Genomic DNA, 19,100 nt, shown 5'->3' on the forward strand with positions numbered 1-19,100 from the left:
ATGGTAATGCTGTCATCGGCGAGCAGCAGTTTCTTACTCATGCGTGCCTCCTTGCGGCAGCCCGGGCAGGATCGGCGTGGATCCCGGCAGGACGAAGGACAAAATCAAGCAGGGCATCTGGTTTTTTCACGAGACTCAAAATGGGTTCACGCCATGCCTGCCCGACAGAATTCACGAACAAACGAACGGCAGGAGGAAAAACATGCAAATCGTTTGCCCAAACCTGCCGGTTACGCGCGCCTATCGTCAAACCAAGAACCTTCACCCTGGACGACGACACAGAAATTAAAAGTCGATTAAGCAATTATAAATATTGAAGCTAGCACAGCACTCCCCCGGTGTCAACCTAATTTACCGGGAAATTCAAGGGCTTAGAACATCGGCGCACGACTTCATAGAAGCTTCCAAGGCTGCGGTAAAAACAACCGTTGGTAGAGGTTCATGGCAAAACGATCCGTCATGCCCGCCAAAAAATCGGCAACGGAAACATCCAGCGAATCCTTGGGGCCCCTCCGGCCGCCGAAACGAACCAGCGCCTCGGCATCCTTGCGGAAAAAACCATAGAGTTCACGCAGGATGCGCGACGCCTTATCGAATTCGGCAGCGACGCGGGGTTCCTGGTAAACATGGGCGTAGAGCCAGTTGCGCAAAGCCAGGATCGCCTCCTCGACGTCCGGTGATTGACAAACGCGCGTGCCGCCGACGGCCAGGGAAGAAGAAATCATGTCCCTGACCATGGTGTCGATGCGCCGTCCATGGGTCGTGCCGAGAACTTCCAGAATTCCCAGCGGCACGTCTTCGAGGGCGATCATGCCCGCGCGTTGGGCGTCGTCGAGGTCGTGATTGACGTAGGCAATCATATCGCAGCGACGCACCAGGTGACCTTCGAGCGTCCCCGGCATGGCCCCGGGGTCGTCGCTTTGCAGAGGACCACCGCCCTTGGAGTGCTTGACGATACCGTCGCGCACCTCCCAGGTCAGATTGAGCCCGTCGCCACCCTTTTCCAGAATATCGACCACGCGCAAACTTTGCCGCACGTGATGAAAGCCCCCCGGAACCAGTTCGTTGAGCACCCGCTCGCCTGCATGGCCGAACGGCGTGTGCCCCAGATCGTGCCCTAGGGCGATGGCCTCCGTCAGATCTTCATTAAGCGCCAGGGCGCGTGCCACCGTGCGGGCGATTTGGGAAACTTCCAGCGTGTGGGTCAGCCGGGTACGGTAATGATCGCCTTCGGGAGCAAGAAAGACCTGGGTTTTGTGTTTGAGTCGCCGAAAGGATTTGGAATGAAGAATCTTGTCGCGATCATGTTGGTAAACCGTGCGCACCTGACACGGATCTTCCTCGACACGACGACCTTTCGAGCGAGCGCTCAATGATGCCCGCGGGGAGAGGTAGAGCGCTTCACGTTCTTCAAGGATATTTCTGAGATCCATTGGAAAAAATCCGTCCTTTTCGGCCGATACGAACTTGATTTTTCTTTTTCCCTTGATTTTAAAAAAAATTCTTGTATTACTTCAAAGCAATCATGTCAAAGTGATTGCAGATAAAACACCTTAACATCTGGAGGAAAAAATGCCCACCCTTCTCGAAATGGCGGCCGAAATCGTCGCTGCTCACGCTTCCACGACCCCCATGTCCAAGGAAGAGCTTCTTTCGGAATTGGCTGAAATCTACAAAACTCTCGACGCTATCGAAAAAGGCGAAGCCGTTGTCGTCGAAACCGCCGAACCCGAAGCGGTCGCCCCGTCTATATCACGCAAGAAGGCTTTTGGCCGTGACAAAGTAACCTGCATGATCTGCGGCAAGGAGATGAAAACCTTGTCCCGCCATCTCAAAACCGCCCACGCCATGAAGCCCGCTGACTACCGCAAGCAGTTCGACATTCCCCGCACCCAACCCTTGGCTGCCCGTGCCTATTCGGAAAGCCGCCGCCAGATGGCCAAGGACCGCGGCCTCGGCGAAAATCTGGCCAAAGCCCGCGCGGCGCGCGGCAAGGGCAAGAAACAGTAGCTTTTCAGGTTTATTGAGTTTGCCACGCACAAAAAAAAAGCGTCCCGAAGGGGGCGCTTTTTTTTGTGCGGACCGCGTCTGGCCGTTGCCGGTCTTTCAAAACAGCGAAAACGAAAGCTGTTTCAAGATCTCGCCCTGCTCATCGCGCACCTCGACCCGCCAATTGCCCGCGGTTTCGGGACTCATGGTCTTGGTCGACCAAGTGCGCCAGTTGGAGGAACGCACCGGCAAGGTCATGCGCGTGACCTCGGTACCCTCGTGAAACCAGACATGGACGATGGCGGTTTCCTCGGTGGCCCCCAGCACGCGGGTAAAGCAATGCAGTTGCTCGACATTGGCCGAATAACTCTCGACCGCATCGGCGGGAACACGATCGATGATGTCCGTCGTGATCACGGCTTCCACGACCTCCAGGCTCTGCGCAAGGACGCCGCCGGCCAACAAAAACATTCCCAGCGCCAGCCCCAACCCTTTTTTCAACATGCCCAGGCTCCTCTTCATAAAATAAATCACTCCCCCGGTGGATTTCTCGCTTTTGTATATCACAGAAAAAGCACCTCCGCCAGTTACCCAGGCGCACACGATCATGCCAAAAATTTCCCCTTGACCCCGGCACAATAAATAATTATAGTTTAATAAATTTTTTCAAAAGAGGATTCCATGAAGCGTGTCCTGATCGCCTCCTGCCAGAACAACCTCATGAGCAACCTGGACATCATTCTCAAGCACTGGGGCTATCGCCCCCTGAGCTCGCCCCATCGGGACGACATCTGCGGGTTGCTGGAAGCGACGGAGCCGCAGCTGGTGATCTTCGACGCGCCCTGGCTGCGCGAACATGCCGCGGATTTGGAACATCTGGTTCCCCAAATGGAGCGGCGCGCCACCCGCCTGGCGGTGCTCGACGATTGCCGCGAACCCTTGCCGGTGCTTTCTCCCGAGTTGCCTTACCGCAAAATTCCCTCGGACATTTTCTCCCTTTACGGCCTTACCCAGGCGGTGTTGCAGAACCACCCCCGGCGTCGCCTGCGGACCGGTGTGCATCTGCCGGGCATGTTTCGCCGCGACGGCCGCCAATGGGACCTGACCCAGATCCTGACCCTGGGAACGGGCGGCATGTTCATCCGCTCGGGCTATCGCCTCAACCGCTCGGAAACCGTGCGGCTATGCGTTCCCCTGCTCGGCATGAAGGAGGAGCTCGAAGCCCTGGGACGCGTCGTCTACGAGGTTCAGCCGACCCCCGAAAACAATTACATGCAGGGGTACGGCATCGAATTCACCAGCCTTGCTCCGGAGAGCCAGCAGGCGTTGAGCCGCTTTGTCGCGGGTTGCTTCGTGCGCGAGTTGGAGAGCCCCATGCATCGCAACACTCCGCCCCGTCCGGCTTTTTACAACACCCACAATCAGGAATACAGCCTGGAAAGCATCGCCGTCTGACACCTGGCCCCGTGCCGTCAGGCACCGGGCAGTTGCGCTAGAAAGCTTCGCCCCGCGGCGATCGGCACCTCAAACGCCTCCCCCAGTGTCGCCGCGACATCGGCAAAACTTTTCCGGCAACCCAAATCGGTGCCCCCACGAAACGTCGGACTCCACACCAGCAAGGGCACGTATTCGCGGGTGTGATCGGTTCCCGGCGCGGTTGGGTCGCAGCCATGATCGGCCGTCAGCACCAACAAATCCCCCTCCCCCATCGCCCCTTGCATAAGCGGTAGCCATCCGTCGAATTCCTCCAGGGCTCGGGCGAACCCCGCCGTATCGCGCCGATGACCGTGGAGCATGTCGAAATCGACCAGATTGGCAAAGAGCAGTCCGCGCTTCATCCCGACAAAATTCTCCAGTATGAGCTTCATGCCATCGGCGTTGTCGCGGCTCGGCAGGGATCGGCTCAGGCCGCGCCCGGCAAAAATATCGCCGATCTTGCCGACGCCGATCACCGCGAGACCTCTTTGAAGCAACAGATCGAGGAGCGTGGGGGAAAAAGGGGGCAGGGAAAAATCGTGGCGGCGCGCCGTGCGCCGAAAGCTGCCGGGCCCGTCACCGACAAAAGGACGCGCAATCACGCGCCCGACCCGGTAGGGATCGAGAATGCGCCGCGCCGTGCGACAGAGCTGGTAGAGACGCTCGACGGGGATGATGTCTTCGTGGGCGGCTAGCTGAAAAACCGAGTCGACGCTGGTGTAGAGAATCGGACGTCCGGTGCGCAAATGCTCCTCGCCCAGACGCTCGAGAATTTCCGTGCCGCTGGCGGCGATATTGCCGAGGGGCTCAATCCCCGTCTTTTCTGTGAAGGCCTGGATGACTTCCGGGGGGAATCCTCGCGGAAAGGTCGGCAGGGGGTCGCTTTGGATGAGCCCGGCCAGTTCCCAATGACCGGTCGTGGTGTCCTTGCCGGCGGATCGCTCCGCCATGCGCCCGAAACAGGCCAAGGGCGGGTTCGCAGGGGCCAAGCCCGCGGCGGGATGCAGATTGCCCAGGCCCATGCCTCGCAGATGAGGCAGGCGCAGGGCGGGCTGGGCCTTGAGAAGATGGCCCAGGGTGTCGACAGCACCGTCGCCGTAGGCGGCAGCATCGGGCAGGGCCCCAACGCCCAGGCCGTCGAGGGTGATCAGCACGACTCTGGTGATACGCCCTTGCATCAAAGGCCGTGTGCCGCGCGCCATTGATGGAGAATGGCCACCCCGCTGCTGGTGCCGATACGACCTGCGCCAAGCTGCAAAAAACGCCGACAGGTTTCCCAGTCGCGGATGCCGCCGGCGGCTTTGACACCGGCACGTCCACGGCTGACGTCGAGCAGCAGCGCGACATCCTCCAGCGTCGCGCCCCCCGGACCAAAGCCCGTGGACGTTTTCAGCCAGCCCGCGCCGGCAGCCAGGGCCACCTCGGCCAGGGCGCGTTTTTCGTCCGGGGCGAAATAGCAGCACTCGAGAATCACCTTGACCTCGGCTCCGGAGGCAGCCCGAACCACCCCGGCGATATCCTCGCCGATCTGCCGCAAATTGCCCTCGCGGGCGGCGCCAAGCCCAATGACCATGTCGATTTCCTTCGCCCCCTGCTGTACCGCCCGAGCCGCCTCGTAGGCTTTCACTTCAGGCGTCTGATAGCCCAGGGGAAAGCCGATGACGGTCGCCACCGCCACGCCGGAGCCATAAACCAGCTCGGCGGCTTGCCGCACATAAACCGGCGGAATGCAGACCGCGGCAAACTGGCACTCCACCGCCTCTTCGCACAGGTTGCGAATTTCAGCGGCGGTGGCATCGGGCCTGAGCAGAGTATGATCGATAAAGGATGCGGGGTTCATGGGCTCGCCGTGTCCGGCCCGGCGGGGTCAGGTACGATAATCGGCATTGATCTTGATGTAGTCATAATTCAGGTCGGAGGTGTAATACACCCCGGCGCCGCCGCCCAGGTGCAAATCGATGAGCACCCGGAATTCGGGTTTCTTCAGCACGGCCGTGGCCTGTTCCTCGAGTTCCTTGCCCGTGCCAATGCCGTTGCGCACCACGGCCACCTCGTCGAAGAAGATATCGATGCGCGCCGGATCGATATCGGCGCCGGAATAGCCGACCGCGGCAATGATCCGTCCCCAGTTGGCATCCTCGCCGAAAAAAGCGGTCTTGACCAGATTGGAGGTCGCCACGCTGCGCGCCACCTGGGTTGCCCCCGCGTCGTCGGCGGCGCCCCGCACACGGATCTCCACCACCTTGGTCGCGCCTTCGCCGTCACGCACGATCATCTTGGCCAGATCGACGAGAATCTCTTCCAACAGTTCTACAAAGATCTCGGCCTCGGCGCTTTGCTCTTGAATTTCCGGGGTTCCGGCCTGCCCGTTGCTCAGCAGCAGCACCATGTCGTTGGTTGAGGTATCGCCGTCGACGCTGATGGCGTTGAAGGAACACGCCACCGCCCGGCGCAGCGCCGCGTCGAGCAACGCGGGCGCGACCAGGGCATCGGTCACCACATAGGCCAGCATGGTGGCCATGTTGGGATGGATCATGCCGGCACCCTTGGCCAACCCGAGAATCTGGTAGGGCTTGCCGCCGGCCTGCCCCTGGCGGAAGGAGATTTTTGCAAAAGCATCGGTGGTGCGGATGGCTTCGGCGAGGGACGCCGCGCCGCCCGCGTCGAGTTGCTGTGGCAGCAGGGGAATGTGCTGCTCGAACTTGGCCATGGGCAAGGGCGCGCCGATCACGCCCGTTGAAGCCACCGCCACCAGATCCTCGGCGATGCCCAGGGCCTGGGCCGTCAGTTCTCCACAGCGTAGGGCGTCGCGCAGCCCCTGCTCCCCGGTGCAGGCGTTGGCGTTGCCGCTATTGACCAGCACCGCCTGGCAGAGCCCCTTGCGGATGCGCGGCATGCTGACCACCAGGGGCGCGGCAACCACCCGGTTGGTGGTGAACACGCCGACGCAGCGCGCCGGAACTTCGGAATACAGCAGACCGAGATCGAGACGGCCGGATTTTTTGATGCCGGCACCGCGGGCAGCGAATTTGAAGCCCCGAACATGGGGAAGGTTCTGGCTGGACATGGGAATCAATCTCCGGAAAAGGAGGTGAATAAGCTACTTGGGAACCTCAGCCCGTGGGCAGCAGCACCCCGAACGTAGTGCCCTCGCCCTGGGTCGGCTCAAGGAAAATACTGCCGCCCATGCGTCCCACGATGGCCTTGCAGATGGCGAGACCGATGCCCACCCCGGTGGGTTTTTCCGTGTTGATATCGCCCAACTGAGTGTATTCGTTGAAGATATCCTCGCCGGCTTCGGCGGGCACCGCGAGACCGTCATTGTGGATCTGCAGATACACATGGGGTTTGTTGTCGTATTGGCGGTTTTCCAGACGCACCTGGATGCGTCCGCCGTTGCGATTAAACTTGACGGCATTGTCGACCAGGGCGTTGATGAGAATGCCGGTTTTTTCCGGGTCGCCGAAGACATCGGCCAGATCCTCTGCAACCTCGATGCAAGGTTGCAGATCCTTCTCGGCAATATCCGAGCCCCGGCGCGTCAATGCCTCGCTGAGCAGTCCCTCAATGGAAAAGGTGCGCCAATCCCAGCGCTCGCCCCCCGAGTCGATGGAAAAAAGACGCAGCATGCCGGAAATCAACTTTTCCATGTGCAGGCTTTCCGCATGCACCTTGCCCAGGTAATCGCGCAGTTCATCGCGGTTGATATGGTCAAAGAAATTGATGATGAGATCGACAAAGCCGAGAATCGAGGTCAGGGGGGTCTTGAGTTCGTGGGACAGATTGCACACCAGCTGCGACCGAGCCTTGTTGAATTTGACCAGATGGCGGTTGGCCTCCTCCAACTCGCGGGCCTGTTGACACAGACTGGCAACCAGCTTGAAGTTCTCGATGGCCAGGGCCACCTGGTGGGCGATCGTGGTGAGCAGGCTCTGATCCTCGGTATTGAAGGTCATGCCGGTGCGCTTGTTGTTGACGTTGATGACGCCGAGCACTCGCTCCTTGATGCGAATGGGCACGGAAAGCAGCGACTGGTTCTTGTAGCGTTCGGCGTCCCCGGCCGAATGAAAACGCTGGTCGCGGGACAGATCGGTGATGAGAATGGGACGACCGGTGGCCAAAACATGACCGGAGATGCCCTCGCCGGGCGCCACTCGCGCGCGGGTCATGATATCCGAGGAAAGGCCGCGTGCCGCGGCGATGGACAGGTTGCCGGCGTCGTCGCGCAACATGAGCGAAACCATCTCCACGTCGGCGGACAGCGTAATGGAGTCAACGATCTTGTCGAAGAGAATTTGCAGGTCGGCGCCGTTGCTGGCCGTTTCGCCGATCTGCTTGAGAAGGATCAGATCGGACAACCTCCGCTGGGCCTCACGCTGGGCGGCATTTTGCCGCACCGACGCGCGGTGGGCTTCGAGGGCCCGGCGTACCGACTCGGAGAGCTCCTCATCGCTGACCGGCTTGACCAGGTAATCAATGGCGCCCTGACGCAGTACCTGCCGGGCCGCGGCGAAATCTTCCCGCGACGCGGTAATGATGACGGGCAACTCCGGCCGAAGCTCCTTGACCATCCCCAGCACGTCGACACCCCCGACAGGGGAGAGTTGCAGGTCGGCCAGCACCGCGCAAATGTCGTCAGCGGCAAGTATGCCCGGAATCTCGGCGCTGTTATCGGTCGCGATCACGCGGTAACCGCGGTTTTCCAGAACGTCCCGCGCGGAGCGGCGGAAGAATGGAGTGTCGTCCACCAACAGAATGCCCGGAACGACATCGCTACGGTCAGACAGATCCATGCCGGCTCCCTTGGATGTCAAAACTGCACCTTGATCAGCGTCCACAGCACTTCTTGTATTTTTGGCCACTGCCGCAGGGGCAGGGATCATTGCGACCGACCTTGTCCTCGTCGCGGGTCACGGGCTTGTGCGCCTTGTCCTCGGCACCCGCCCGGGTCAGTACGATGCGGCGCCGGCGCTGCTCGGCCTCCATGCGCTCGACGTCGTCCTCCCGCGCCAGCTGCACGCGGAAGAGCTTGCTCAGGACTTCCTGGCGAATGCGCCCCATCATGGCCATGAACAGGCCATAGGCTTCCTTCTTGTATTCTTCCTTGGGGTTGCGCTGCGCATAGCCGCGCAGGCCGATACCTTCCTTGAGATGGTCGATGGAGAGCAGATGGTCCTTCCACTGCACGTCGATGGTTTGCAGGAGCAGCACCTTCATGAGATGCTCCATGACCGGCGAGGTGAATTCCTCCTCCTTCTCCAGAAGGCGGCGGCGTACCTGCTCCTTGAGGGACTCTTCCAACTCGTCGCGCCCGGGCAGCGGACCGTCATCCTCTCCGGGCAGTTCGGGATGAAAATAGAACAGATTGAAAAAATCCTCGCCGAGACGCGCCAGATCCCAATCGCGCGGATTGGACTTGTCGGGGCAGAAGGTGCTGACCATATCCTCCACCGTCTCGCCAAGCACCGCATCGATGGTATCGCGAAGATTCTGTCCGCCCAGGACTTCGCGCCGCTGGGTGTAGATCACCTCGCGCTGCTTGTTCATGACGTCGTCATACTCAAGCAGATGCTTGCGGATCTCGAAGTTGTGGCCCTCGACCTTTTTCTGCGCGTTTTCAATGGCCTTGGAAATCATCCCGTGCTCGATGGGCTCGTTCTCGGGAATCTTGAGCTTGTCCATGACGAATGACACCCGGTGGGATCCGAAAATCCGCAACAGATCGTCCTCCAGGGACAGATAGAAGCGACTCTCCCCCGGATCGCCCTGGCGCCCGGAACGGCCGCGCAGCTGGTTGTCGATGCGCCGCGACTCATGCCGCTCTGTGCCGAGGATGTAGAGGCCGCCGGCGGCGAGCACCTCTTCCTTCTCGGCGGCGCAGCGGGTCACGAATTTCTCGTGCAGCGCCGCGTAGGCTCCTTCGGGATCTTCGGCCAGAGCGGCATCCTTGCGTGCCAGCATATCGGGATTGCCGCCAAGCAGGATGTCCGTGCCGCGGCCGGCCATGTTGGTGGCGATGGTCACCGCCGCCTTGCGGCCGGCCTGGGCGACGATCTCCGCCTCGCGCTCATGGTGCTTGGCGTTGAGCACGTTGTGCGGAACGCCGCGCCGCTTGAGCATCTCGGAGAGCACCTCGGACTTTTCAATGGAGATGGTGCCGACCAGGACCGGTTGGCCCTTTTCGTTGCAGCGCACGATATCGTCGATGACCGCCTTGAATTTCTCCTTTTCGGTCTTGTAAATCAGATCGGCCTGATCCTTGCGAACCATGGGCCGATTGGTGGGGATCACCACCACTTCGAGCTTGTAGATCTGGTGGAACTCGGCCGCTTCGGTATCGGCGGTTCCGGTCATGCCGGCCAGCTTTTCGTACATGCGGAAGTAATTCTGGAAGGTGATGGTCGCCAGGGTCTGGTTTTCGCTTTCGATCTTGACCCCTTCCTTGGCCTCGATGGCCTGATGCAGGCCGTCGCTCCAGCGTCGCCCGGGCATGATGCGCCCGGTGAACTCGTCGACGATCATCACCTCGCCGTCCTTGACCACGTAATCGACGTCGCGCTTGAACAAGGCATGGGCCTTGAGAGCCTGATTGACGTGGTGAACGAGCTCAATGTTGCGAGGGTCGTAGAGGTTGTCCACGTTGAGGAGACGCTCGACCTTGCCCACGCCTTCCTCGGTGAGGGAGGCCGCCTTGCTTTTCTCATCGACGGTGAAGTCGCCGGTGTAGGTCTTGAGGGTCTGGCCGATCTTGCCGTCGCGGCTCTCGACCACCTCACCCTTCTTAAGCATGGGGATGATGCGGTTGACCGCGTAATAGAGCTCGCTGGAGGCGGCGCTCGGACCGGAGATGATGAGCGGGGTGCGCGCTTCGTCGATGAGGATCGAGTCGACCTCGTCGACAATGGCGAAATGATGAGGACGCTGGACGTAATCGTCCAGGGAAAATTTCATGTTGTCGCGCAGGTAATCAAACCCGAATTCGTTGTTGGTGCCGTAGGTGATGTCGGCGCCATAGGCTTGCTTGCGCTGGGCATCGGTCAGGCCGTGCACGATGACCCCGACCTCGAGCCCGAGAAAATTGTAGAGCTGGCCCATCCACGCGCTGTCGCGCCGAGCCAGGTAATCGTTGACCGTGATGACATGCACGCCCTTGCCGGCGAGGGCGTTGAGATAGGTCGGCAGGGTGGCGACCAGGGTCTTGCCTTCGCCGGTTTTCATCTCGGCGATTTTACCCGAGTGCAGCACCATGCCGCCGATCAGCTGAACGTCGAAATGGCGCATACCCAAAACCCGCCGCCCGGCCTCGCGCACCGCCGCAAAGGCCTCGGGCAATAGATCCTCGAGAGTTTCACCGCGCGTCAGGCGCTCCTTGAATTCAGCCGTTTTGCCCTTGAGTTCGCCATCGCTCAGAGCCTGCATGCGCGGCTCGAGGCTATTGATGAGATCGACGGTGGGCTGCATGCGCTTGAGATCGCGCTCGTTCTTGCTGCCCACGATTTTACGGACCAATGAACCAATCATTCAGAATGCTCCAGGCCAGATGCGGTGGGCACCCGAAGGCTAACCACCGGACCGGCAGAAAATGAAAAAGGACAACCTCCAAGAGCGGAAAAAACCTTTGACTCCCGGGGCACGGATTTTAACACAAGGCCCGGATACCCACAAGAACTTAACCGAGAAAAGTGACCGGGATTTTTAATCAAAAAACCGTCCGAGGGTGACCGGGGAACCAGGGGCGAAGCTGCGGAACGGGATCGTGGCGGAATCAGAGAAACTTGCGGGGATTGAGAGGCAGGTTGTTCAAGCGGACTTCGTAATGCACGTGCGAGCCCGTTGAACTCCCGGTGTTGCCGACCTCGGCGATCTTCTGTCCGCGCCGGACGCGCTCGCCGATCTTGACGAGATTGCGGGAGTTATGGGCGTAGAAGGTTTTGTAGCCGTAGCCGTGATCGATCACGACCAGCTTGCCGTAGCCGGGAGCGGTCTCCGAGCGGCTGACGATGCCGTCTGCGGTGGCAACGATGGGGGTTCCGGTGCGCGCGGCGATATCGAGGCCCTCATGCATCTTGCGCCGGCCGGAGAAGGGAGAATTGCGCATGCCGAAGCTTGAGGTCACCCACCCGCGGGTCGGCCAGCCCAAGGGCTTGGCCGCCGAGAGGGAGCGCTGGTCGTTGAGAAAACCCTGGATTTCTTCCTGGCTGGAGCGACGCAGATCGATGGCGGCACGAACCTGGTCGATTTGGAGTTGCAGATCGGTGATTTCATCCCAGGAGGCGTCCTCCGGCGGACCGCCGACACCGCCCAAGGAATCGCTCTTGGGCTTGGTGAGCTTGGCCATGACGCGCACCTTGGCATCATTCTGCGCCAGCACCACCAACTCTTGCCGCAAATCCTCAAGGCGCTGGGAAAGCACGCGCAGCTCCTTGTTCTGGGCGAAATTGGCCTGCCTCAGGCGCGACAGCTCGGTGTAATCCACCCGGGTTCCGGTCAACTCCCAGGCCAGGTAGCCCAGGCCGCCCAAAAGAACCACCAGCAGCGCGGCCAGCAGACGCAGCGTCCAGAGGCGCACCACGAGACGCCGCACATGGTGGGAACCCTCGGGGATTACCAGAAGAGTGAATTTCCTGGCGGCCAAACCCAACTCCTTAAAGAACTCTTATCGCTCAGACGAATCCCTTTTTAGTAAGAGATAGGACATCCGTCTGTCAAGAATAAATTGCGATTTTTCTAGAACGATGTTTGGAAAATCACAGATCAATACACACGGCGATCTCGTCGCAATCGGGGAATTTGGCGCATTTGAGGCAGTCGCTCCAAATCTTGTGCGGTAGCTGGCTTTTCTCGATTTCGTGAAAACCGAGACGCGCGAAGAAATCCTGCTTGTAGGTCAGGGCGAACACGCGCCGCAAGCCGAATTGCCGGGCCTCGGCAAGGCAGGCTTCCACGAGTTGCCGGCCGATGCCGCGACCGATCTGGTTATCGGCGACGGCGAGGGAGCGAACCTCGGCGAGATCTTCCCAACAGATGTTGAGACACACCGTGCCCAGAACCTGCCCCTGCTCTTCAAATACATAGAAGTCCCTGATGTTTTCATAGATTTCCTGCAAGGAGCGGGGCAGCATCTGGCCGTCCTTGGCGTAACCGATGAGCAGCTTGTGAATGGATTTGGCATCGGCGATCACAGCTTTGCGAATCATAGGGTTTTGTTCCTTTCCCGAGCAGCGCCGGCCAGGGGTTGTCGCCGGTCGCGTAAGATCTAAATAGAGGCGAAGAGGGCTGAGTTGGAGTTGTCCCTCAGGGTCGAGGGGGGGCGCAATGGGAGTGGTGAATCAGTTCGCGGGCGTGCTCCAGGGTGCGCTCGGTGACCCGGGCGCCGCCGAGCATGCGCGCCATTTCCCGGATGCGCTCCTCGCCTTCGAGAAGCGCGATGGTCGTGCGGGTGCGCCCGTCGCTTTCACGCTTTTCAATGTGGTATTGGCGATCGCCGAAGGCCGCCACCTGCGGCAGATGGGTGACGCACAGCACCTGGCGCTCTCGCGCCAGCCCACGCAACTTTTCGCCGACGTGGGTCGCCGTCGCGCCGCCGATGCCGGCATCGACCTCATCGAAGATCAGTGTCGCCACGCCCTGCTGGTCGGGCGCCGCACGTCGCAGGGCCAGCATGATGCGTGACAGCTCGCCCCCGGAGGCGATGCGGGCCAGGGGCCGAGGTTCCTCCCCCGGGTTGGGCGCAAGAAAAAATTCGACCTTCTCCTGGCCCCAGGGTCCGGGCTCCGCAAGGGGCTGAAAATTGACCTGAAAGCGCGCCCGGGCCATGGCCAGATCGGCCAGTTCCGCCTCGACCCGCGCCGCGAGCTGGTCCGCGGCGACGCGGCGACGCGCACTCAAGGCCGTGCCGGCCTGCGCGACCTGATGTTCCAGACGGGTTAATTCCTCGGCGAGTTGGCGCCGGGTGCCCTCGAGGTCGCTCAACTGTTCAAGCTCGGCGGCAATGCCGTCGCGATGGGCAAGGATCGCGGCGATGTCGCCGCCATACTTGCGCTTGAGGGACGTCAGGGTCGCCAGCCGCGTTTCGACTTCCTCCTGACGACCGGGATCAAAACTGAGACTGTCGGCATAGCCCCGCAACTGGTTCGCGGCATCTTCCAGACTGTAGAGAGCGCTGTGCAATTCGCCTGCGAGATGGCCGAGGCGCGGATCGACGGTGGCCAGCGCTTCGAGTTCGGCGGCGGTACGGGCGATCTGCTCGCAGGCCGCCCCCTCGGCCCCATAAAGGCGCTCGAAGCCCCCCGCCGTTGCCGCCATGAGGCGTTCGGCATGCTGCAACAGGCGCCGCTCGGCTTCGAGATCCTCGTCCTCGCCGATGTTCAATTGGGCAGCGGCAATTTCCTGGCATTGATAGGCCAGCAAATCCTGTCGGGCTTTCTGCTCGCGCTCGTCCCGATCCAGGGACCGCAAGCGCTCACGAGCCTGACGCAGACGTTCGAACAGTTGCCGATAGAGATCGAGGTCGGCGCCGCTTCCGGCAAAAGCGTCGAGGGCTTGCAGATGAGTCTCGGCGCGCAACAGGCTCTGATGTTCGTGCTGTCCGTAGATGGTCACCAATTTTTCGGCGAGGGGCTGCAGTTGCGCCAGGGTGACCAGGGCGCCGTTGATGAAAATCCGGTTTTTCCCCGAGCGGTTCAACAAACGGCGGATGATGATGTCATCGCCGTCGCCGTCAAGCCCGGCCTCGGCGAGAAGTTTCCGCACCTCGGCGGATTCCGGTCCGCCAAGATCAAAGACCGCTTCGATGGCGGCCTCTTCCTCGCCGGTGCGTACCACGTCCGTACGCGCCCGTTCGCCGAGTAGCAGGCCGAGGGCGCCGAGCAGAATCGATTTGCCCGCGCCGGTTTCGCCGGTCAGCACATTGAAACCGGTGCCGAAGCTGACATGCAGCCGGTCGATGGTGGCAAAATTGCGGATATTGAGATCAGTCAACATGAGCGACAGCTGTCGGGGGTTGAGGGTGGGGCGACCTGCGCGGACGGGCAATCAACGCTCGCCCCACCGCAGCTTGGCGCGCAGCACGCTGAAATAGTCCTTGGTGGGACTTTTGACGAGCAGGGTGCGCACCTCGGAGCGGCGCAGCTCGACGACATCGCCGCCCTTGAGTGGCATGCCCACCTGGCCGTCGGCGGTGAGCACCACGTGCTGATCCTCGAACTTGACCTCGATGCGGATCACCGCCCGGTCGGAGACGATCAGCGGCCGGTTGGTCAGCATATGCGGACAGATGGGCGAAATCACCAGGCAGTTAAGGCCGGGATAGATGATGGGGCCGCCCGCGGCCAGATTGTAGGCGGTGGACCCGGTGGGCGTCGCCACGATCAGGCCGTCGGCCTTGAAGTTGGTCAGGTACACGCCGTCGACCGAGGTCTCCATGTCGATGATCCGCGCCAGCGCCCCCTTGTTGATCACCGCGTCGTTGAGCACCACGAAGCGCGCCACTTCCCGGCCGCTGCGCAGCACCACCGCATCGAGCATCATGCGGCTTGAGACCTTGAAATCGCCGGCCAACACCCGCTCCAGGGTGGAGAAGGTCTCGTTCTGGGTGATTTCCGTCAGAAAACCCAGGCTGCCGAGATTGACGCCGAGAATCGGCTTCATGCGCGCCCCCACGTGGCGCGCCACGGAAATCAGGGTGCCGTCGCCCCCCAACACGATGATCAGATCGGTCCGCTCGGGGATCTCGCTGTCGACGTAATTGCGCACCAGGCCGAGGCTTTTGGCCAGATCCTCTTCGAGGTACACCTCGAGCCCGCGTTCCAGAAGCCAGTTCATGACCTCGCGCCCGAAACCGACCGCGTCGGGATGATGTTTCTTGGCGTAAAGACCCACCCTTTTCATGCTCGGCTCCTTGGCAAAGACTGCCGTGGAAATTATCACACCTGCCCCCCGGAGTCCATCCCCGCCGCGGCACCGGTTGTTCGCTGAAGCCGCCCTGTGCTAGAGTCCGGTCATCGCCACACCGGAGATCCCCGCCATGGACCTGTTTGAAAATGCCGCGCAACACGCCGCCGATGCCCCCCTCGCCGAGCGTCTGCGGCCCCGCACCCTGGCCGAGGTGGTGGGCCAGGGGCATCTGCTCGGCGAAGGCAAGCTATTGCGCCGCCTGATTGAAAACGACCAGATCAGCTCGATCATTTTCTGGGGCCCACCCGGCACCGGCAAGACTACCCTCGCCCAGGTCATCGCCCATACCACCCGCAGTCGGTTCGTGTCCTTCTCGGCGGTTCTGCAAGGGGTCAAGGAAGTCCGCGAAATCGTCGCCCAGGCGCGCCAGGACAAGGCTTACCACGGGCGCAAGACCCTGCTTTTCATCGATGAGATCCACCGCTTCAACAAGGCCCAGCAGGATGCCTTCCTCCCCCATGTGGAGCACGGCGACATCATCCTGATCGGCGCCACCACGGAAAACCCCTCCTTCGAAGTCAACGCCGCCCTGCTGTCGCGCTCGCGGGTGTTTGTCCTCGAACCCCTGCAACCCGAGGACGTTCGTACTTTGCTGGAACGGGCGCTGCGCGATCCGCGCGGCCTGGGCGGGCGCGGTTTCGACGCCGAAGCCGAGGCTCTGGATGTGCTTGCGGAAATGGCCGATGGCGATGCCCGCGTTGCCCTCAACGCCCTGGAAATGGCGGCGCTCTCCCTGGGCCGGGGCACCCTGACCCGCTCCCTTGTCGTGGAGAGCCTGCAGAAAAAGCCCCTGCTCTACGACAAGGGGGGCGAGGAACACTACAACGTCATTTCCGCATTCATCAAAAGTCTGCGCGGCTCCGACCCCGATGCCGCCCTCTATTGGCTGGCGCGCATGCTCGAAGCGGGCGAGGATCCCCTCTTCATCACGCGCCGCCTGGTCATTTTCGCCTCCGAGGACGTCGGCAACGCCGATCCGCGCGGCCTGCAGATCGCCCTGGCCGCCATGCAGGCCGTCCATTTCGTCGGACTTCCCGAAGGGCGCATCAACCTGGCCCAGGCCGTGACCTACCTGGCGAGCGCCCCCAAGAGCAACGCCTCCTACCTGGGCATCGACGCGGCTCTGGCCGAAGTGCGCAAAAGCGGGGCGCTGGCCGTGCCGCTGCACATTCGCAATGCCCCCACCCGCCTCATGAAAGAGTTGGGCTACGGGCGCGGCTATCGCCATGCCCATGACGACCCGCGTGGCGTGGTGACCCAGACCCATCTGCCCGAGGAACTCGCCGGATGCCAGTTCTATCGCCCCACCGAGCACGGTTATGAAAAAACCATCGGCGAGCGCTTGCGCTATTGGGAAAGCCTGCGCCGTCCCGCCGACAAGGAATAAACGCGGCAAGCCGGCTAACCGATCCGTTCCTCCAGGCCGACGCCGGGCACCGGGAGGCCGCAGCCCGTGCAGCGGCCATGGTCCAGCCGCACCTGCCCGAGCCGAAATCCCCGCCGCTCGATGAGCACCTCACCACAGCCCGGGCACAGGGTGTTTTCCCCCGGTTCGCCGGGTATGTTGCCGGTATAAACGTAGCGCAACCCCGCCTCCAAACCGATTTTGCGCGCCTTGCGCAAGGACGCGACCGGGGTCGGCGGCACATCGCGGAGCTTATAGGTCGGATAAAAGGCCGTGACGTGCCAGGGCGTGTCGCCGCCCAACTCATCGGCGATGAAGCCGGCGAGCTTGCGCAACTCGCCGGGGCGGTCATTGCGCCCCGGAATGATCAGCGTCGTCACTTCGATCCAGATGCCCAGACGGCGGTACTCGCGCAGGGTATCCAACACCCCATGGAGCGTCGCGCCGACCACTTCGCGGTAAAACTCCTCGGAAAATCCCTTGAGATCGACATTGGCTCCATTCAGATAGGGCGCGATGGCCGCCAGCGCTTCCGGCGTCGTATAGCCGTTGGTGACAAAAATGTTCTTCAGGCCTGCCTGGTGGGCCAGGACCGCGGTGTCGTAGGCATACTCGAAAAACACCGTCGGCTCGGTATAGGTGTACGCGATACTGCGACAACCGCTCGCGCGGGCGCGCCGCACGATCTCGGCGGGCTCCAGGGGATAGCCGGCAATGGCCTGCTGGTGATCGCGCGGCAGCTGAGAGATCTGGTAGTTCTGGCAATGCAGGCAGCGAAAGTTGCAACCAACGGTGGCCACGGAAAAACTCAGCGAGGCGGGGTAGAAATGAAAGAGGGGCTTTTTCTCGATGGGATCAACATTTTCGGCGACGCTGCGACCGTAAACCAGGGTGTAGAGCACCCCCTGGCGGTTTTCGCGAACCCCGCAGATGCCGCGTCGCCCCTCGGCGATGAGGCAGCGAAACCGGCACAGCCCGCAGCGAACGCGCTGTTCGCCGGCGGCTTCCCAGAAACTGGCTTCCTTCATGGCGACCTCCTCGTCCAGCGGATTCTGCACGCAAGTATACCAGGAAGGAACCCGAGGGAGACTGCCCCGCGGTTGGTCGCGGAAAAGTCCGCACGGTTGGTCGCGGAAAAGTCCGCACAGTCTGGTTGGTGGTGAATTTGCGCCGGGAATCAGAACATGAAGCGGCGCATGCTGACGTTGAGCAGCAGGCCGGTGCCGATCATGGTGGTGACCATGCTGGTGCCGCCGTAGGAAAACAACGGCAGCGGCACGCCAACCACGGGCAAGAGCCCGATGACCATGCCGAGATTGACAATGATGTGCCAGAAAAGCATGGCCGTCACGCCCACGGCGAGAAACATGCCGAAGCGATCCGCCGCGCGCCGCGCCACGTAAACTCCCCAGATGATCAGAAACAGATAGAGGAGCAGCAGCACCAGGCAACCGGCAAAGCCCCACTCCTCGGCAAAGACGGAGAAAGCGAAATCGGTGTGACGTTCGGGCAGAAAGGATAGCTGCGACTGGGTGCCCTGCATGAAACCCTTGCCGAACATCCCCCCCGAGCCGACCGCGATTTTCGATTGGATGATATGATAGCCGGCACCCAAGGGGTCGCGTTCGGGTTCGAGAAAGGTGCGGATGCGCTCCTTCTGATAATCATGCAGCATAAACCAGCCGCCGCCCGCCCCCGTCAAGGCCAGCAGGATGAGCAAAATCAACACGCCGCGACGAATGCCGGCAAAGAGCACCATGACTCCGGCGATGAACAGAATCAGCAGCGAGGTGCCGAGATCCGGCTGCTTGAGCACCAGGACCACGGGAAGAGCAAGCAGGGCCAGGGGAATGATCAGCTCCCTCAGGCGATAGCCGCGAAAATGGCCGTGCCGACAGAAATAGCGGGCGAAGGCAATGATGATCACCAGTTTCATGACTTCACTGGGCTGCAGATTGAAAAACCCCAGGTCGAGCCAGCGGGTAGCGCCCATGGTGGTTTTGCCGACGAGCAGGACCGCCACCAGCATCGCCAGGGTGATGATGTAGAAATGAACCCCGAGGTGCTCCAGATGGCGATAGTCGAAGCAGCAGATCAGCAGCGCCAGCATCAAGCCGATACCGAACCAGACAAACTGCTTAAGATAGAACCCGCCACCGCTACCCTCCCAGGCGGCGGTGGCGCTGTAGAGATTGGCGATGCCGATGAGGGCCAGAAGGCTCACGGTGATGAGCAGCGTCCAGTCGAAATTGAGCAGCAGCCGGCGATCGAACAA

17 protein-coding genes are annotated in these 19,100 nt (G+C 61.4%); 4 read left to right on the forward strand and 13 right to left on the reverse strand.

Going from position 1 to position 19,100, the window contains the following annotated elements; translation table 11 throughout:
- The coding region (locus QAT43_RS03755; RefSeq protein WP_305041703.1) for a hypothetical protein at positions 1–317 on the forward strand (317 nt) is incomplete at its 5' end.
- A gap of 75 nt (positions 318–392) precedes the next feature.
- On the opposite strand, the gene QAT43_RS03760 is transcribed toward QAT43_RS03755, so the two are convergent.
- The gene (locus QAT43_RS03760) at positions 393–1,433 is read right to left on the reverse strand and encodes a deoxyguanosinetriphosphate triphosphohydrolase (protein ID WP_305041704.1); all 1,041 of its coding nucleotides are present in this window, start codon (positions 1,431–1,433) and stop codon (positions 393–395) included.
- A gap of 139 nt (positions 1,434–1,572) precedes the next feature.
- Here QAT43_RS03760 and QAT43_RS03765 point away from each other — a divergent pair, with 139 nt between their 5' ends.
- A complete protein-coding gene (locus tag QAT43_RS03765; RefSeq protein WP_305041705.1) occupies positions 1,573–2,010 on the forward strand; it encodes a MucR family transcriptional regulator in 438 nt (145 codons plus the stop codon).
- 96 nt (positions 2,011–2,106) lie between these two features.
- Here QAT43_RS03765 and QAT43_RS03770 read toward each other — a convergent pair whose 3' ends face one another.
- Positions 2,107–2,511 carry a DUF2914 domain-containing protein gene (locus QAT43_RS03770; RefSeq protein ID WP_305041706.1) on the reverse strand — a complete coding sequence of 135 codons (405 nt, stop codon included), beginning with the start codon at positions 2,509–2,511 and terminating at the stop codon, positions 2,107–2,109.
- Between the two features lie 159 nt (positions 2,512–2,670).
- On the opposite strand from QAT43_RS03770, the gene QAT43_RS03775 reads away from it, so the two are divergent.
- Entirely contained in the window at positions 2,671–3,444 is a 774-nt protein-coding gene (locus QAT43_RS03775) for a PilZ domain-containing protein (protein WP_305041707.1), read from the forward strand.
- A gap of 17 nt (positions 3,445–3,461) precedes the next feature.
- Here the strand turns inward: QAT43_RS03775 and QAT43_RS03780 are convergent, their stop codons facing one another.
- The 9 genes from QAT43_RS03780 to QAT43_RS03820 all read right to left on the reverse strand — a co-directional run bounded on the left by QAT43_RS03780 (position 3,462) and on the right by QAT43_RS03820 (position 15,354).
- Positions 3,462–4,643: a phosphopentomutase gene (locus QAT43_RS03780; RefSeq protein ID WP_442900198.1), complete on the reverse strand. Its 1,182-nt coding sequence runs from the start codon at positions 4,641–4,643 to the stop codon at positions 3,462–3,464.
- Positions 4,643–5,305, reverse strand: a complete 663-nt coding sequence (gene deoC / locus QAT43_RS03785; RefSeq protein WP_305041709.1) for a deoxyribose-phosphate aldolase — start codon at positions 5,303–5,305, stop codon at positions 4,643–4,645. The genes QAT43_RS03780 and deoC overlap by 1 nt, the downstream gene beginning before the upstream one ends.
- A 27-nt stretch (positions 5,306–5,332) precedes the next feature.
- Positions 5,333–6,532, reverse strand: coding sequence for a bifunctional glutamate N-acetyltransferase/amino-acid acetyltransferase ArgJ (gene argJ, locus QAT43_RS03790; protein ID WP_305041710.1), 1,200 nt, complete (start codon positions 6,530–6,532; stop codon positions 5,333–5,335).
- 46 nt (positions 6,533–6,578) lie between these two features.
- Positions 6,579–8,258: a hybrid sensor histidine kinase/response regulator gene (locus QAT43_RS03795; protein WP_305041711.1), complete on the reverse strand. Its 1,680-nt coding sequence runs from the start codon at positions 8,256–8,258 to the stop codon at positions 6,579–6,581.
- 34 nt (positions 8,259–8,292) lie between these two features.
- A complete protein-coding gene (gene secA / locus QAT43_RS03800) occupies positions 8,293–10,986 on the reverse strand; it encodes a preprotein translocase subunit SecA (protein ID WP_305041712.1) in 2,694 nt (897 codons plus the stop codon).
- Between the two features lie 244 nt (positions 10,987–11,230).
- Positions 11,231–12,100 carry a M23 family metallopeptidase gene (locus QAT43_RS03805; RefSeq protein WP_305041713.1) on the reverse strand — a complete coding sequence of 290 codons (870 nt, stop codon included), beginning with the start codon at positions 12,098–12,100 and terminating at the stop codon, positions 11,231–11,233.
- A gap of 112 nt (positions 12,101–12,212) precedes the next feature.
- On the reverse strand, positions 12,213–12,662 hold the full coding sequence (locus QAT43_RS03810) for an N-acetyltransferase (RefSeq protein WP_305041714.1): 450 nt from the start codon (positions 12,660–12,662) through the stop codon (positions 12,213–12,215).
- A gap of 97 nt (positions 12,663–12,759) precedes the next feature.
- Positions 12,760–14,448 (reverse strand): DNA repair protein RecN, encoded by a 1,689-nt coding sequence (recN, locus tag QAT43_RS03815; RefSeq protein WP_305041715.1) that lies wholly within the window; start codon positions 14,446–14,448, stop codon positions 12,760–12,762.
- A gap of 51 nt (positions 14,449–14,499) precedes the next feature.
- The gene (locus QAT43_RS03820; protein ID WP_305041716.1) at positions 14,500–15,354 is read right to left on the reverse strand and encodes an NAD(+)/NADH kinase; all 855 of its coding nucleotides are present in this window, start codon (positions 15,352–15,354) and stop codon (positions 14,500–14,502) included.
- Between the two features lie 136 nt (positions 15,355–15,490).
- On the opposite strand from QAT43_RS03820, the gene QAT43_RS03825 reads away from it, so the two are divergent.
- Entirely contained in the window at positions 15,491–16,807 is a 1,317-nt protein-coding gene (locus QAT43_RS03825; RefSeq protein WP_305041717.1) for a replication-associated recombination protein A, read from the forward strand.
- Between the two features lie 14 nt (positions 16,808–16,821).
- On the opposite strand, the gene amrS is transcribed toward QAT43_RS03825, so the two are convergent.
- Together amrS and rodA are read right to left on the reverse strand one after the other, a co-directional pair.
- Complete coding sequence (amrS, locus tag QAT43_RS03830; protein WP_305041718.1) at positions 16,822–17,853, reverse strand: AmmeMemoRadiSam system radical SAM enzyme; 1,032 nt, start codon at positions 17,851–17,853, stop codon at positions 16,822–16,824.
- A gap of 149 nt (positions 17,854–18,002) precedes the next feature.
- The gene (rodA, locus tag QAT43_RS03835) at positions 18,003–19,100 is read right to left on the reverse strand and encodes a rod shape-determining protein RodA (RefSeq protein ID WP_305041719.1); all 1,098 of its coding nucleotides are present in this window, start codon (positions 19,098–19,100) and stop codon (positions 18,003–18,005) included.

This window comes from Geoalkalibacter sp. (genome assembly GCF_030604225.1).
GTDB lineage: Bacteria > Desulfobacterota > Desulfuromonadia > Desulfuromonadales > Geoalkalibacteraceae > Geoalkalibacter.